11 protein-coding genes are annotated in these 15,755 nt (G+C 52.2%); 10 read left to right on the top strand and 1 reads right to left on the bottom strand.

Annotation, left to right across the window (positions count from 1 at the left end):
• The first annotated feature begins 9 nt into the window (after positions 1-9).
• The 6 genes from AEST_RS09880 (at position 10) to AEST_RS09855 (ending at position 9,987) form a co-directional block, all read left to right on the top strand.
• Positions 10-963, top strand: a complete 954-nt coding sequence (locus AEST_RS09880) for a sugar kinase (RefSeq protein ID WP_008608809.1) — start codon at positions 10-12, stop codon at positions 961-963.
• Positions 964-1,065: 102 nt separating this feature from the next.
• Positions 1,066-2,679 (top strand): NADP-dependent glyceraldehyde-3-phosphate dehydrogenase, encoded by a 1,614-nt coding sequence (locus AEST_RS09875; protein ID WP_008608808.1) that lies wholly within the window; start codon positions 1,066-1,068, stop codon positions 2,677-2,679.
• 117 nt (positions 2,680-2,796) lie between these two features.
• A complete protein-coding gene (locus AEST_RS09870) occupies positions 2,797-5,565 on the top strand; it encodes an FAD-binding and (Fe-S)-binding domain-containing protein (RefSeq protein WP_008608807.1) in 2,769 nt (922 codons plus the stop codon).
• A 35-nt stretch (positions 5,566-5,600) separates the two neighbouring features.
• Entirely contained in the window at positions 5,601-5,981 is a 381-nt protein-coding gene (locus AEST_RS09865) for a response regulator (RefSeq protein WP_008608806.1), read from the top strand.
• A 10-nt stretch (positions 5,982-5,991) separates the two neighbouring features.
• Complete coding sequence (locus AEST_RS09860; RefSeq protein WP_008608805.1) at positions 5,992-8,352, top strand: PAS domain-containing protein; 2,361 nt, start codon at positions 5,992-5,994, stop codon at positions 8,350-8,352.
• Positions 8,353-8,358: 6 nt separating this feature from the next.
• On the top strand, positions 8,359-9,987 hold the full coding sequence (locus AEST_RS09855) for a diguanylate cyclase (protein ID WP_008608804.1): 1,629 nt from the start codon (positions 8,359-8,361) through the stop codon (positions 9,985-9,987).
• 39 nt (positions 9,988-10,026) lie between these two features.
• Here the strand turns inward: AEST_RS09855 and luxS are convergent, their stop codons facing one another.
• Complete coding sequence (gene luxS, locus AEST_RS09850; protein WP_008608803.1) at positions 10,027-10,536, bottom strand: S-ribosylhomocysteine lyase; 510 nt, start codon at positions 10,534-10,536, stop codon at positions 10,027-10,029.
• Positions 10,537-10,745: 209 nt separating this feature from the next.
• On the opposite strand from luxS, the gene dnaK reads away from it, so the two are divergent.
• From dnaK to AEST_RS09830, 4 genes are all read left to right on the top strand, one after another.
• Complete coding sequence (gene dnaK / locus AEST_RS09845) at positions 10,746-12,650, top strand: molecular chaperone DnaK (RefSeq protein WP_008608802.1); 1,905 nt, start codon at positions 10,746-10,748, stop codon at positions 12,648-12,650.
• Between the two features lie 62 nt (positions 12,651-12,712).
• The gene (gene dnaJ / locus AEST_RS09840; protein WP_008608801.1) at positions 12,713-13,852 is read left to right on the top strand and encodes a molecular chaperone DnaJ; all 1,140 of its coding nucleotides are present in this window, start codon (positions 12,713-12,715) and stop codon (positions 13,850-13,852) included.
• 106 nt (positions 13,853-13,958) lie between these two features.
• Positions 13,959-14,762: a M48 family metallopeptidase gene (locus AEST_RS09835; protein WP_008608800.1), complete on the top strand. Its 804-nt coding sequence runs from the start codon at positions 13,959-13,961 to the stop codon at positions 14,760-14,762.
• A 182-nt stretch (positions 14,763-14,944) separates the two neighbouring features.
• The gene (locus tag AEST_RS09830) at positions 14,945-15,553 is read left to right on the top strand and encodes a hypothetical protein (protein ID WP_008608799.1); all 609 of its coding nucleotides are present in this window, start codon (positions 14,945-14,947) and stop codon (positions 15,551-15,553) included.
• Positions 15,554-15,755: the final 202 nt, after the last annotated feature.

Below are 15,755 nucleotides of genomic sequence, written 5' to 3'. Positions count from 1 at the left end.
AGAAAGACCATGAGCAAACGTATTGTCATTATGGGCGAGTGCATGGTGGAGCTGTTTCAGCTGGTGGAAAATGTCTATCACCAGGCCTTTGCCGGCGATGTGTTTAATACCGCTGTTTATCTGAAACGCTGTGCTGAGCAACCTATTGAGGTGCAGTTTTTCACCGCCGTCGGTACCGATCTGATTAGCGACAAGCTGGTACGGGCGGTGGAGCGCGAAAAAATTGATACTCAGCTGATATTACGCAGCAAAACCGCACGCCCCGGCCTGTATATGATTAATACCGATGCCTTTGGTGAGCGCAGCTTTGTGTACTGGCGCGATACGTCGGCAGCGAAACAGGTGCTGCAACTGGCGAGCGGTCAACAGCGGTTGGCGGAGCTAACGGGAGCTGAGATGTTTTTCTTCTCCGGTATCACGCTGGCCATTTTGAATGACAGCGACCGCGAAGCGCTGTTTGCGCTGGTGGCAGAGTTAAAAGCCAGCGGCAGCCGGATCATCTTTGACCCTAACTACCGCTCGGCGCTGTGGCCAACAGCCGAAGCGGCAAAAGCAGCATTTTTGCGGGCCTATGCGCTGGCTGATGTGGCCCTGCCGGGGCTGGATGATCATAAGGTGTTATTTGCCGCCACCTGCACCGAACAGGTGGTAGCACAGCTTTCCGCCCTTGGTGTGGAAGAGATCGTGGTGAAAAACGGCAAGGACGGCATCAGTGGCCGTTATCAGGGGCAGGATTTCAGCGCCCTGGCATATCCGGTCAAAAAAGTGGTGGATACTACAGCGGCCGGCGATTCCTTTAACGGCGGTTATCTGGCGGCCCGGCTGGGCGGTATTGCGCCGGCGCAGGCGGTAAAGTTTGCGGCGCGGCTGGCGGGCTTTGTGGTGGAGCATACCGGTGCCATTGTTGGCAAAGAACATTTTAATGGCTTTTGGGCTAAGAACCGGCCATCGCAATTCCGATAACAACAATATTGTGGCGGACAAACCCGCCCGCTAACAATAAGATCTGATCGATCAGACAGTACCCCTACAACCAGGCAAACTTTAATTGAATGGGAGTAAGGTATGAGTATAACGACATTGTTTCCGCAAGCGGCGGAGATCCCGGCAGAGTTTGCCCAGCAGCGGCTACTGGAGCAGCGCGACTATCTGTTAAATGGGGAGCTGGTTAGCTGGCCAGGTGAGCTGAGCCCGGTAATCAGCCCGGTAAAGCTGCGCCATGGCGATACCCTGACACCGGTATTACTGGGTTATACGCCGCTGCTGGATGCCTCGGCGGCATTGCAGGCATTGGATGGCGCCGTTAAGGCCTATGATCTGGGGCGTGGCGCCTGGCCGAGCATGCCGGTGCTGGAACGGATCCGGCATGTTGAAACTTTTTTAGGCCTGATGCAGCAGCAACGCACCGAGGTGATCCGGCTGCTGATGTGGGAAATTGGTAAGAATTATCCGGATGCGGCCAAAGAGTTTGACCGCACCTGCGATTATATCCGCGATACCATCGCCGCCCTGAAGCAGCAGGATCGGGACGCCAGCCATTTTATTATCGAACAGGGCGCACTGGGCAAGATCCGCCGGGTCCCGGTTGGGGTGGCGCTGTGTATGGGGCCCTTTAACTATCCGCTCAACGAAACCTTTACTACGCTGATCCCGGCACTGATCATGGGCAATACCGTGATCTTTAAACCGGCGAAATATGGCGTGCTGCTGATCCAGCCGTTGTTACGCGCCTTTGCGCAAAGCTTTCCACCCGGGGTAATTAATATTATTTATGGCCGCGGCCGGGAAACGGTCGGGGTACTAATGGAAAGTGGCAAGATCGATCTGTTTGCCTTTATCGGCACTAACAAGGGCGCCAGCGATTTAAAACGGATGCACCCTAAGCCGCACCGGCTGCGCGCTGTACTGGGGTTGGATGCGAAAAATCCTGGCATTATTCTCGCGGATGCCGACTTAAAGCGCACTGTCGCTGAGGTCGTCGCCGGTGCCTTGTCATTTAACGGCCAGCGCTGTACCGCACTAAAAATTCTGTTTGTCGAACGGCCTTTGGCAGATCGTTTTGTTAGCGCGCTAAGCCAGGCGGTAGATCAGTTGCAGCTGGGCATGCCCTGGCAAGCGGGTGTACAGATCACACCGTTGCCAGAACCCGGTAAAACGGCTTTTCTTACCGCTTTACTCGAAGATGCCATCGCCAACGGTGCTCAGGTACAAAATGCACAGGGTGGTGTCTGTGCCGGCTCCTTGTTTAAGCCAGCGGTGCTGTATCCGGTGAACGCCAGCATGCGGCTTTATCAGGAAGAGCAGTTCGGCCCGCTGGTGCCGGTGGTGCCTTTTGACAGCATCGACGAGGTGATTGACTACGTGGTGAACTCGAACTTTGGCCAGCAGCTGAGTATCTTTGGGCAGGATCCGCGACAGGTCGGTGAGCTGGTCGATATTTTTGCCAATCAGGTCGGCCGGATCAATATTAACGCTCAGTGTCAGCGCGGGCCGGATAGCTTCCCGTTTAACGGCCGCAAAGACTCCGCCGAGGGCACCTTGTCGGTCGTGGACGCGCTGCGGCAGTTTTCCACGCCAACATTAGTCGCGACCAAGTATCAGGATCCGGATGTTGGCTTTGTAAAACAGATTATCCAGCAGCGCGCCTCGCACTTTCTGGCAACAGATTTTTTGTTCTAGGTGAGATGCCGCAGTTTTGCTAATTGCCGCCAAACCGATTAAGCTGCTGCCAAGCCTGTAACCGTTGGCAGCAGCGCGATCTTTGCTGCTTACCAGCCGCCATACTTTGAGGTTGATATGCAGCCGCAGTTTCTGCACGCCGTACAACAACTAATTCCCGCTGAGCGCTATTTCGATGATCCTTTGAGCACGCTGGCCTTTGGCACTGATGCCAGTTTTTATCGGTTAACACCTAAGTTGGTACTCAGGGTTGAAAGCGAACAGGAAGTAATCGCTTTATTAAAGCTGGCGGGTCAGTATCAGGTGGCGCTAACCTTTCGCGCGGCGGGCACCAGTTTATCCGGGCAGGCGGTGACGGATTCGGTGTTGTTGGTGCTGGGCGAAAACTGGCAGCAATATCAGATTTTTGAGCTTGGTGAGCGGATCCGGCTTGCTCCCGGGGTGATAGGCGCGCAGGCGAATCAATGGCTGGCGTCTTATGGCCGCAAGATTGGCCCGGATCCGGCATCGATTAACAGCTGCAAAATTGGCGGCATCGTCGCCAATAATGCCAGCGGCATGTGCTGTGGTACCGCGCAAAACAGCTTTAATACCCTGCACGGTATGCGTTTGGTGCTCGCTGACGGCACGGTGTTGGATACGGAAGATGCAGCAAGTGTCGCGGCCTTTCGGCAGTCCCATGCGCCACTATTAGCCGAGCTTAGCACACTTGCCCGGCAAACCTGTGACAATCCCGAACTGCTGGCCAAGATCCGCCATAAATACCGTTTAAAAAATACCATGGGCTTTTCGCTAAATGCCCTGACGGAGTTTAGCGACCCTATCGATATCCTAAGCCACCTGATGGTGGGGTCAGAAGGCTGCCTCGGCTTTATTAGCAGTGTCACTTACCAAACCGTGCCGGAGCATCCGCATAAAGCCAGCGCACTCTATGTGTTCCCGGATATTGTTAGTTGCTGTCAGGCGGTGACCTTGCTAAAAGACACGCCGGTGGCGGCAGTTGAGCTGCTGGACCGGCGCAGTTTACGCTCGGTGCAACTTAAAGCCGGCTTGCCGGCCTGGGTTGCGACCTTGTCAGAGGGGGCAGCGGCACTGTTAATTGAGAGTCGCGCCGCCACAGTGCCGCAGCTGGAACGCCAGTTGGCACAAATACAGCAGCAACTGGCGGCCTTTGAGCTGGAACAAAAAGTGGATTTTACCCGCGATCCGGCAGTCTGTGAGCAACTGTGGGCGATCCGCAAAGGCACTTTTCCGGCGGTCGGCGCGGTACGCGAAACCGGCACCACGGTGATCATTGAAGATGTTACCTTCCCATTGCCCCGCCTGGCAGAGGGGGTATTAGCCTTGCAGCAGTTGTTTGACCGTTTTGGCTATCACGAGGCCATTATTTTTGGGCATGCGCTGGAGGGGAATCTGCATTTTGTGTTTACCCAGAGTTTTAACAGTGCCGCCGAGATCCAGCGTTATGCTGATTTTATGCGTGAGGTGGCGCAGTTGGTGGCAGTAGAATTTGGTGGCGCGTTAAAGGCTGAGCATGGCACCGGCCGTAATATGGCACCCTTTGTGGAGCTGGAGTGGGGCACTGAAGCATACCAGCTGATGTGGCGGATTAAGCAGCTATTAGATCCGCAGCATATCCTTAACCCTGAGGTGGTGCTAAGCCGCGATAGTCAGCTGCACCTAAAGCATCTGAAAGCGCTGCCGGCGGCGGATCCTTTGGTCGATAAATGTATTGAATGTGGCTTTTGTGAGCCGGTTTGTCCCTCGCGTAAGCTAACGTTAACGCCGCGCCAACGCATCGTAGCACAGCGTGAGATCTCACAACTGCAGCAAAGTGGCGAGGATAGCGCGCGCTTAACTGCATTGCAGCAAGCTTATCAGTATGCCGGCACCGATACCTGCGCCGCCTGTGGCCTGTGCAGCACAGCCTGTCCGGTGGGCATTAATACTGGCGATCTGACAAGGCAACTGCGTGCCCGTGCCAATCAGCGTTTTCATGGGCTGGCGAACTTTGCTGCCAGTAAGTTTAGTGTGATTAGCAGCCTAGGGCGCGCCGCGCTTAACATCGGCCAGCTTGGCGCCCGCGTGTTTGGCGCGGCCATGCCAATTTGGCATCAGGCAATGCCTACTGCGGCCCGCGCCTTTCAGTTACCGGATAAGCCGGAGCAGGGCTCAGGCTTAATACCGGTATTATACTTTGGCAGTTGTAGTGGCCGGGTACTGGGGCCACAGCAGCATAGCCAGGACCCGCGCAGTCTGGCTGAGGTAAGTGCCAACTTACTACAAAAAGCCGGTTATCAATTATTTCAGCCGCCAAAACTGGCGCAGCAATGCTGTGGCATGCCGTTTCAGTCCAAGGGGCAATTTGCTGCCGCCAAGCAGCTGCAGCAACAATTGCATCAGTGGTTAATGCAGCACAGTGAGCAGGGCCGGATTGCAGTGTTTTGCGATAGCAGCCCCTGCAGCTTAACTTTACGCGAAGCCTTAGATCCGAGATTACAGCTGTTTGATAGTATTGATTTTATCTATGACAAGGTTCTGCCTAAGCTAAAGCTGAATAAACAGGCCGCGCCACTGGCGCTGCATATCAGTTGCAGCGCGCAGCAGTTGGGGCAGGGCCGCAAGCTGACTGAACTGGCCGCCGCCTGTACTGAACAGCTGGTGATCCCCGAGGGCATCAGCTGCTGTGGTTTTGCCGGTGACAAGGGCTTTTTCTTACCGGAGCTTAATGCGTCAGCATTGTCTGATTTAGCGCGGCAGGTAAGTAAGTGCTCACGGGGGGTATCTAGCAGTCGCACCTGTGAAATTGGCTTAAGCCGGCACAGTGGCGTCGAGTATCAACATCTACTTTACTTGTTAGATGAACTATCAGATGCTGAGTGCTAACTCACTGCAATCGCAGCTTATTACGGGAACAGAGGATGCGCATTTTACACGTTGAGGACGATGAGGATATCCGGGCGGTGACCGAAATCGCTTTGGTGCAGCTTAGCGGTTTTCAGTTATGCAGCTGTGACTCAGGTGCTATGGCGCTAAGTCTGGCACAGGCGTTTCAACCCGATCTGATGCTGCTCGATGTGATGATGCCGCAGATGGATGGCTTGCAAACCCTGGCGGCGTTACGACGTTTGCCCGGTTTGGCTGCCGTGCCAGCGGTGTTTATGACTGCCAGGTTGCAGGACGCCGAAAAGCAACAGTACCTGAATGCCGGCGCCATCGCAGTGCTGGAAAAGCCCTTTGATCCCCTTACGCTTGGCCAGCAGTTACAGCAGTATCTGAGCAGGCCGGCATCAGACAGTTAGAGCCGACACTATGCAAGCACCGATAACGCCAGCTAACGAAGTGCAACGTTTGCAGGCTTTACAGGCGTTAAAGCTACTAGATACGGCGGCTGAGCCCCGCTTTGACCGTTTAACCCGCCTGGTTCAGCAATGTCTGGATTGTCCAATCGTATTGATCTCGTTGATTGATGAGCAGCGGCAATGGTTTAAGTCCCGTCAGGGCCTGGAGGCTTGTGAAACGCCAAGAGATATGTCCTTTTGTGGCCATGCAATTTTAACTGACCAGCTATTTGAAATCAGCGACGCCCGGCTCGACCCACGTTTTGCCGATAACCCGTTGGTGACAGCTGCGCCTTTTATCCGTTTCTATGCTGGTGCGCCGCTGACCATCAATCAGCAGCGCATTGGCACCCTGTGTTTAATTGCCCCTGAGCCGCGGCAACTCACGCCGCAACAGCGGCAGAACCTGCGTGACTTTGCCGATGCTGTAGAACAGGAGATTATCGACCGCTTGCAGGAGCAGGCCGAGCAGGAGCTCAAAGCCAGTCGGGATCAATATCAGGCGCTGGTTAATAATATCCCGGGTATTACCTACCGTTGCCAGGCCGACCCGAACTGGACCATGCTCTATATCAGCGGCAGTATCGATCCGTTATCAGGTTACCCAGCCAGCGACTTTATTCAGAATAAGCTGCGCAGTTACGCCAGTGTGATTTACCCACCAGATCGTGAGCGGTTGGAGCAGGCGGTTGCTCAGGCGATAGCGCAGCGACAAAGCTGGACCCTGCAATACCGGGTGCAACACCGTGATGGCAGTCTGCGCTGGGTTGAGGAACGTGGTCAGGCGGAATATGACGACACCGGACAGGTACGCTATCTGGATGGTTTTATTCTGGATATTAATGCTGAAAAGCAGTTGAAACAGCAGTTATTGAATCTGACCGCACACTTACCTGGTGTGGTGTATCAATACCAGCAATGGCCGGATGGCCGAGCCGCCTTTCCCTATGCCAGCGCAGCTTTAAAGCGGATCTACGGCGTAACACCAGAGCAGGTAAAGACCGATGCGACGCCGGTCTTTGCAGCGATCCACGAAGAGGACCTGGCAGGACTGGCGAGTAGTATTGAACACTCCAGGCAGCAGCTGCTGGAGTGGCGCCATGAATACCGGGTCAAAGATCTGAATGGGAAAGTGGCTTGGATGGCGGGTAATGCGACACCGGAAGCGATGCCGGATGGCAGTGTGCTCTGGCATGGCTATATTCAGGATATCACTGCCTCTAAACAGAGTTTTTTGGCGCTGCAGCAGGCCAATCAGCAGTTGCAACTGGCCCGCGAGCGGTTGGATACCGCCAGTGAGCTGGCTCTGATCGGCTTCTGGCAGGCTTCATTGAAAACCGGTGAACTGTGGTGGTCGCCTGCCATTTTTCAAATCTTTGGTTTTGATGAAGCCAATACCACTCCCAGTGTGGCGCTGTTTAAAAGTACTCTGCATCCGGATGACCGGCAAAAGGTGGCACTAAGTGAACAACAAGCCTTAATCAGTGGCATTCATGATGTCAGTCACCGGATTATCCGGCCGGATGGCAGTATCCGCTGGGTACATGAGCGGGCACGTATCGTAACGGATGCCGATAATCCGGAGCGTATTATGGTCGGTTCAGTGCAGGATATAACCGAGCGGGTGCAGTTACAGCAGCTAAAGGATGAGTTTATTGCCACTGTCAGCCATGAGTTACGCACGCCATTAACGGTGATTAAAGGCGCGCTGAGTTTGGTCAATTCCGGCCAGCTTGGTGTTTTGCCTGCCGCGTCACAAAAGTTGCTAGTGGCGGCACAGCAAAATAGTGAGCGTCTGGCGCATCTGATTAACGATTTGCTGGATATGGAAAAACTGGTTGCCGGCAAAATGCCGTTTTTACGCCAACCGTTGCAGGTACAGGCGCAGTTAGCTCAGGCGGTGCATGAGTTGGAGCCTTTTGCCGCACAATATCAGGTGCAATTAGAGGTCACGCCGGTTGAATCTGGTCTGCAGCTGTGGGCCGACAGCCTGCGTTTACAACAAACGCTGGCCAATTTATTATCCAATGCGATTAAGTTTTCCAAACCCAACAGCCGGGTGCAACTACGTGCTCAGTTGCTGGCGGATCATATTCGGATTGAAGTTGAGGATAACGGGCTCGGCATCCCGGAGGCGTTTCAGGCACGGATTTTTGAGCGTTTTGCGCAGGCCGATACTGAGCAACGCCGGCAAAAAGGTGGGACTGGCCTGGGGCTGGCCATATGCAAGGCCTTGATTGAACAAATGGGTGGCGAGATCGGATTTCAGTCTGCCGCCGGGCAGGGCACCTTGTTTTATTTTACGTTACCGGCAGTGAATGCCGATAAGTGATGATTGATGACTGACATTTCAAAACATAAAGCCGATTTAAGTACAGCCTTTGCTCAGGTACGACAGCGGTTTGAGCAGGCTCTGCCGGCGCGGGCTGCGGCAATGCGGGCTTTGGTTAACAGTGATGAGCTGGCGGAGAATGATTTACAACAGTTAATTTATGAGGCACATAAGCTGGCAGGAGCCTGCGGCACCTTTGGTTTCCATAACCTGGGTGGACAAGCGCGGATCCTCGAGCAATTGGCCCGAACAGTCGAAGCTAAACCGGCAGCACAGCAACGTCAGGCCAGACAAACGCTGGAATATGCGTTACAGGACTTTCTGCAGGCGGTGGGCGGAGCCTTACAGCAACGCGCAGCCTTACAAAATAATCAGGCCGTCGAGGTCCGGTTACAAAATGCGATCTGGTTATTACTTGGCACAGCACAGCTCAGCCAGGAGCTGATTACTCAGCTCTCGGCCTTTGGCCATCAAATACGAGAGTTCCACGACTACGACAGCTGCCTGAAGGCGCTGGAGCTGGAATGTCCGGCGGTGTTATTTAGCGCTATTAATCTGGATGGTCAATCCTTATTTAAACAACGCCTGCTACTGGAGCGCTTATCGCAGCAGGGCGGGCGCTTGATGGTGTTTGCTACTGAGGATAATTTCGAACTCAGGATCAAGGCCGCGCAACTGCGTGCCGAAGCGTTTTTTGTGTCCTCTATTGATGTGCCCAATATGATTGCGACCTTGTCCGAGCTGGTTGAGCAGGCGAATGGCTATCATGGCCGGGTTTTTATCGTCGATGATGACCGGTTGTTGGCGGAACACTATGCGTTGGTACTGAACTCAGTCGGTATTGAAACCCGGATCATGCAGAATGTGCGGAATATCGTGCATGAGCTGTTAAGCTTTCAACCGGATCTGGTGTTGATGGATATCTATATGCCCGATTATTCGGGTACTGAACTGGCGGGGGTATTACGCCAGTATCAGTCGCTAAAACGCCTGCCGATCGTCTTTTTATCGTCCGAGGCAAATAAGTTTTTGCAAATTAAGGCGATGGCACAGGGTGCAGATGATTTCCTGACCAAGCCAATCGCTGATGCGGAGTTGGCGCAAGCGATTAAAGTGCGGCTCAGGCGCAGCCTGCAGATCCGGCAGCTTATTGAAAAAGATGGCCTGACCGCTTTAATTAAACACAGTGCCATTAAAGAAGTGGCCGCGCTGGAGCTGGAGCGTGCTGAACGGTCTGGCAAGCCGCTAAGTGTCGTGATGCTGGATATTGATTTCTTTAAATCAGTCAATGACCGTTACGGTCATGCTACCGGCGATATTGTTATTACTGCTCTGGCAACGATGCTACGTAAAAGAATCCGCAAGACGGACAAAGCCGGTCGCTATGGCGGCGAGGAGTTTATGCTGGTATTACCGGATTGCAGTAGCGAGCAGGCACGGCAATTAACGGCGCAAATTTTACAGGCCTTTCGCCAGCTACAGTTTAGTGCTGCCGAACAATTGTTTCAGTGCAGTTTTTCGGCGGGGGTGGCCTCGACCAGTGACAGTAGCTATGCCAACGCCGATTTGCTGATTGCGGCAGCTGACACTGCGCTATATCAGGCCAAACAAGCTGGCCGGGATCGGGTATGTTGATCGTTTAGCTGGCGGCTGTTGCTGCCGCCAGCCGGTTTATTACAGCTTTTGCAACACTTCTGCCGGTAAGACTAACTCGTCATTACGGTTGACACCAACACCACGGCTAATCACATTTTGGGCAATCTGTTTTGCTTCATCCAGCGAGTGCATTTGCGCGGTACCACACTGATAAATATTCAGCTCCGGAATATCATTTTGACTGGCCACCTGCAACACATCCTGCATCGCGGCCTGCCAGGCAGCGGCTACCCGCGGTTCATCCGGTGTACCAATCAGGCTCATATAAAAACCAGTGCGGCAGCCCATTGGCGAGATATCGATAATTTCGACATCCTGGCCATTAAGATGGTCCCGCATAAAGCCGGCAAATAAATGCTCAAGCGTATGGATACCTTTTTCCGACAGGATCTCTTCATTTGGTACACAAAAACGCAGGTCGTATACGGTAATGGCATCACCCTTTGGCGTGGTCATTTTCTTGGCGATACGCACCGCCGGCGCTTTCATAATGGTGTGATCAACGGTAAAGCTATCAAGTAATGGCATAACAAATCCTGTAAGCAGCAATAAATGCGTTGATTATAGCGCTGGCGGCCAGCGAAAGTTAACCGCTTTCGCGAGTTAGCGGCAGAAGCGGCACAAAATACGCAAAAACGTAAAATTTTACTTTTGATAACCTTGAATAGATCAGGGCTAATCCCCACTAATCGGTCATCGCAATGTTTCATTGTTCAGAATATAGGTGGAGAGACGTTATGGGTAGAATTATTGGTATTGACTTAGGTACAACCAACTCTTGTGTAGCTATTTTAGATGGTGATAAGCCAAGAGTCCTGGAGAATGCCGAAGGGGCACGTACCACGCCTTCAATTATTGCTTACACAGAAGATGGCGAGGTGTTAGTCGGCCAGCCAGCTAAGCGCCAGGCGGTGACTAACCCGAAAAATACCTTATTCGCCATCAAGCGCTTAATCGGTCGTCGTTTTGAAGACGAAGAAGTGCAGCGTGATATCAAAATCATGCCTTTCAGCATTGTTAAGGCCGATAATGGTGATGCCTGGGTTGAAGTAAAAGGTAAAAAGTTAGCGGCACCACAAATTTCAGCTGAAGTGCTGAAAAAGATGAAAAAGACGGCTGAAGATTACCTGGGCGAACCGGTAACCGCAGCTGTTATTACAGTACCAGCTTACTTTAACGATGCTCAGCGTCAGGCTACTAAAGATGCAGGGCGGATTGCCGGTTTAGATGTAAAACGCATTATCAACGAGCCAACCGCTGCTGCGCTGGCTTATGGTATGGATAAAAAGAAAGGCGATACCAAGGTTGCGGTTTATGACCTGGGTGGCGGTACTTTCGATATCTCTATTATTGAAATTGATGATGTTGACGGCGAGCAAACCTTTGAAGTACTGGCCACTAACGGTGATACGCACTTAGGTGGTGAAGACTTCGATAACCGCGTGATCAACTATCTGGTTGACGAATTCAAGAAAGAGCAAGGTATTGATCTGCGGAACGATCCGCTGGCGATGCAGCGTTTAAAAGAAGCCGGTGAGAAGGCGAAGATTGAACTGTCTTCAGCGTCACAAACGGAAGTGAATCTGCCGTATATCACGGCCGATGCGACCGGTCCGAAGCACCTGAATATCAAGGTTACCCGGGCTAAGCTGGAATCACTGGTTGAAGATTTAGTGCAGCGCACCCTGGAGCCGCTGAAAAAGGCGCTGTCAGATGCCGATTTAAGCGTCAGCGACATCGATGAGATCATCCTGGTAGGTGGTCAGACCCGGATGCCGAAAGTACAGGAAGCGGTTACCGCCTTCTTTGGCAAAGAGCCACGCAAAGACGTGAACCCGGATGAAGCGGTTGCAGTAGGTGCGGCAATCCAGGGTGCAGTACTGTCGGGCGACGTGAAAGACGTATTACTGTTAGACGTGACGCCACTGTCGCTGGGTATCGAGACCATGGGTAGCGTGATGACCGCGCTGATTGAGAAAAACACCACTATTCCGACCAAGAAGTCGCAGGTGTTCTCAACTGCCGATGATAACCAGTCTGCGGTAACGATTCACGTACTGCAGGGTGAGCGTAAACGTGCCTCTGACAATAAGTCACTAGGTCAGTTTAACTTAGAGGGTATTCGTCCGGCCCGTCGTGGCGAGCCACAAATCGAAGTCACCTTCGATCTGGATGCGGATGGTATTCTGCATGTGTCGGCGAAAGATAAAGATACCGGTAAAGAGCAGAAGATTACCATTAAGGCGTCTTCTGGCTTAAGCGAAGAAGAAATCCAGAAAATGGTGCGTGATGCCGAAGCACACGCCGAAGAAGATAAAAAATTCGAAGAGCTGGTGCAGGCGCGTAACCAGGCCGATGCCATGGTACATGCCACCCGCAAGCAAATCGAAGACGTCGGCTCAGCTTTAGCCGCCAACGACAAAGAAGCGATTGAAGCGGCTATTGGTGAGCTGGAAAAAGCCATCAAGGGCAATGAGAAGTCAGAGATCGAAGCCAAAACCCAGGCGCTGATCCAGGCGTCACAGAAGCTGATGGAAGCCCAGCAAGCCAAAGGTCAGGCGACTGACGCTGGTCAGCAGGCCGGTGGCGCTGATGACGTGGTCGATGCGGAATTCGAAGAAGTTAAAGACGACAAAAAGTAATTAACGCGAAAGCAGGCTGCAGCTTAGGCTGCAGCCGTTAACTGAGAAATAAGCACAGATCTATGTCCAAGCGTGACTATTATGAAGTACTAGGTGTCGCTAAAGGCGCCGATGATAAAGACATCAAAAAGGCTTATAAACGCCTCGCCATGAAATTTCACCCGGATCGTACTCAGGGTGATAAAGACATGGAGGAGAAGTTTAAAGAAGTACAGGAAGCCTATGAAGTTTTGTCTGACGAGCAGAAGCGCGCAGCCTATGACCGTTACGGCCATGCCGGAGTAGATCCGAATCGTGGTGCCGGTGGTTTTGGTGGCGGCGGTGGTGCCGACTTTGGCGATATCTTTGGTGATGTATTCGGTGACATCTTCGGTGGTGGCCGCCGTGGTGGTGGCGCGCGTTCACAACGCGGTGCTGACCTGCGCTACAACCTGGAATTAACACTGGAAGAAGCGGTTAAAGGTAAGTCGGTTGATATTAAAGTACCGACCATGGTCAGCTGTGACAGTTGTGATGGTTCCGGCGCCAAAAAAGGCACTTCAGCCAAGAGCTGTCCAACCTGTAACGGTGCCGGTCAGGTTACGATGCGTCAGGGCTTTTTTGCGGTACAGCAAACCTGTCCTACCTGTTCTGGACGTGGCAAAATTATTCCGGATCCCTGCAGCAAGTGTCATGGTGAAGGTCGCGTAGAAAAGACCAAAACGCTGTCGGTTAAGATCCCGGCCGGTGTTGATACTGGGGATCGCATTCGCTTATCTGGCGAAGGTGAAGCCGGCATGCATGGTGCACCTGCGGGTGATCTCTATGTCCAGGTGTCAGTAAAAGCGCACCCGATCTTCCAACGTGATGGCAATAATCTGTACTGTGAAGTGCCGATGAGCTTCGCTACCGCCGCCTTAGGTGGCGAGATTGATGTGCCAACGCTGGATGGCCGCGTTAAGCTGAAGATCCCGGCAGAGACGCAAACTGACAAGATGTTCCGCTTGCGTGGCAAGGGCGTACAGTCGGTGCGTGGCGGCGGTGTCGGTGATCTGGTCTGTAAGGTGGTGATTGAAACCCCGGTTAAGCTATCAGAGCGGCAAAAAGAGCTGCTGCGCCAACTGGACGAGAGCATGACCGGTGAAGGCGAAGCCACGCATCGGCCGAAGTCAAAAGGCTTTTTCGATGGTGTGAAAAAGTTTTTTGATGATTTAACCAGCTAAAGCTGTTATCTGGCAGCAGCAACAACAGAAACCACCCGTTTTTGGGTGGTTTTTTTATGCTCAGACGGTAAACTTAAGCCACGATGTTATTTTCAATGGACTGCCTATGTTAAAGAAATTACTTGTTCCGACGCTCTGCGCGCTGTTACTGAGTTCCTGTGCCGAATCGCCCACTGGCCGGCGCCAGGTGATGTTGTTTGATAACAACCAGCTGAACACTCTGGGAGCTCAGACCTTTGAGCAAATGAAAGCCGAGCAAAAAATCAGTACTGATCCGGCAACTAATAACTATGTGCAGTGTGTGGCGAATGCTCTGCTAAAGGTTACCCCCGCTGAGTACCAGCAATATAAATGGGAAATCGTGGTATTTGACAGCGATCAGGTGAATGCCTTTGCCTTACCCGGTGGCAAGATGGGGGTCTATACCGGTCTGCTCAAAGTGGCACAAACGCCGGCCCAGTTAGCGGCGGTGGTTGGGCATGAAATTGGCCATGTGATGGCCGGCCATAGTAACGAGCGTTTATCGACCAATCAGTTTTTACAGGTGGCATTGGCGCTGGGTGATGCCGGCAGCCGGGCGGCCGGGGTGCGTTATCAGCAGGAGATGATGGCAGCTCTTGGTTTAGGTGCTCAGGTTGGTGTTGCTTTGCCCTTTAGCCGGGCTCATGAAACTGAAGCCGATATTATTGGCCTGGACTTAATGGCGCGGGCCGGTTTTAATCCGGAAGAGTCTGTTGCGCTGTGGCAGAATATGGCCGCTGCCGGTAGTGGCGGAGTGCCGCAATTTTTATCGAGCCACCCGATACCGGATACCCGGATCCGCACCTTACAGCAAAAGATGCCGGAAGCTGCTACACTGTATCAGCAGCGGCGCCAACAAGGTACCTTGCCGGCTTGTCGGAAGCCCTAATGACTGGCTTGCTCCGCAAGAACTCAAATAACTGCGGATTGAGTGTCAGTAATTTTTACAATATCGTGGCCTGGTCAGGTGTTTGCCAGACTAACAATATGATGAAACAAAGGTTTGCAAGAGCTGGTATAGTACTTGCATACTATTTCAGCAGAGAAGTGCTTTAACTAACGGAATTTGCTATGCAAGGACATGACCCTAAAGATCAGAACGCGGCAAAAATGAACCGGCGTAAGTTTTTAACCCGTACCGGCGCTGGTTTGGTGATTGCCTCTATTCCTGCACGTTCTGTATGGGCCAGTAGTGGTGGTTTGACCCAGTCTATCGTGGCCTCTGGCCATGGCTCTAATTTTACCAATAGTGAGCCGATTAGGCTGAAATCCTCTGGTTTCTTTGGCAATCCGGGCCGAGGAAGTCAAGCCAGTAGTGGTTTTGGCTATGATAATGTAACTTTCAGCAGTATTTTTTCAGGCCCCCCGCTGCCCACTATTGAAGAAAGACAATTAAAAAGACGAAAAAAATCTATGCAAAACATTACTATAAGTGATGTTGTTACTGTAAATAACACTTGGTGTCACGGTGATAATCAGGTTAACCGTTTTATGGCAGCACTGTACCTTAATGCAATTAACCACGGAAAATTTGGTATTCACTTTCCAATTATAGGTAGTTCTGCCACCTTTTTAACTGACCGAGACTTCGCTATTTACTTGTACAATATGGGATTGCGCCATGGTGGACAATTTGGATTAGAATTACAACAATTGTTTAGTCAGTCACTGCAAGCATAAAATTGACCTTAATTATTCACGAATTTGCTGACGGCTCAGGCATTGTACTTTTTGACTGTTTGAGCGGTGAAACGCTTGCTATCGGTATCACTAAAAATACGTTGTTTAACTGGATAGAGAAAAATGAGCTTGATAAACATTTTTCTCTGTCTGAATCTTCCCGTCTTAAGCACCTGCTATCCTCAGCCAAATATAAAATCGT

Origin of the sequence: Alishewanella aestuarii B11, from assembly GCF_000280055.1 — a bacterium.
GTDB classification, from domain to species: Bacteria; Pseudomonadota; Gammaproteobacteria; order Enterobacterales; family Alteromonadaceae; genus Alishewanella; species Alishewanella aestuarii.
The sequence above is the reverse complement of the archived record's forward strand: the minus strand, read 5'-3'. Positions and strand labels throughout refer to the sequence as shown.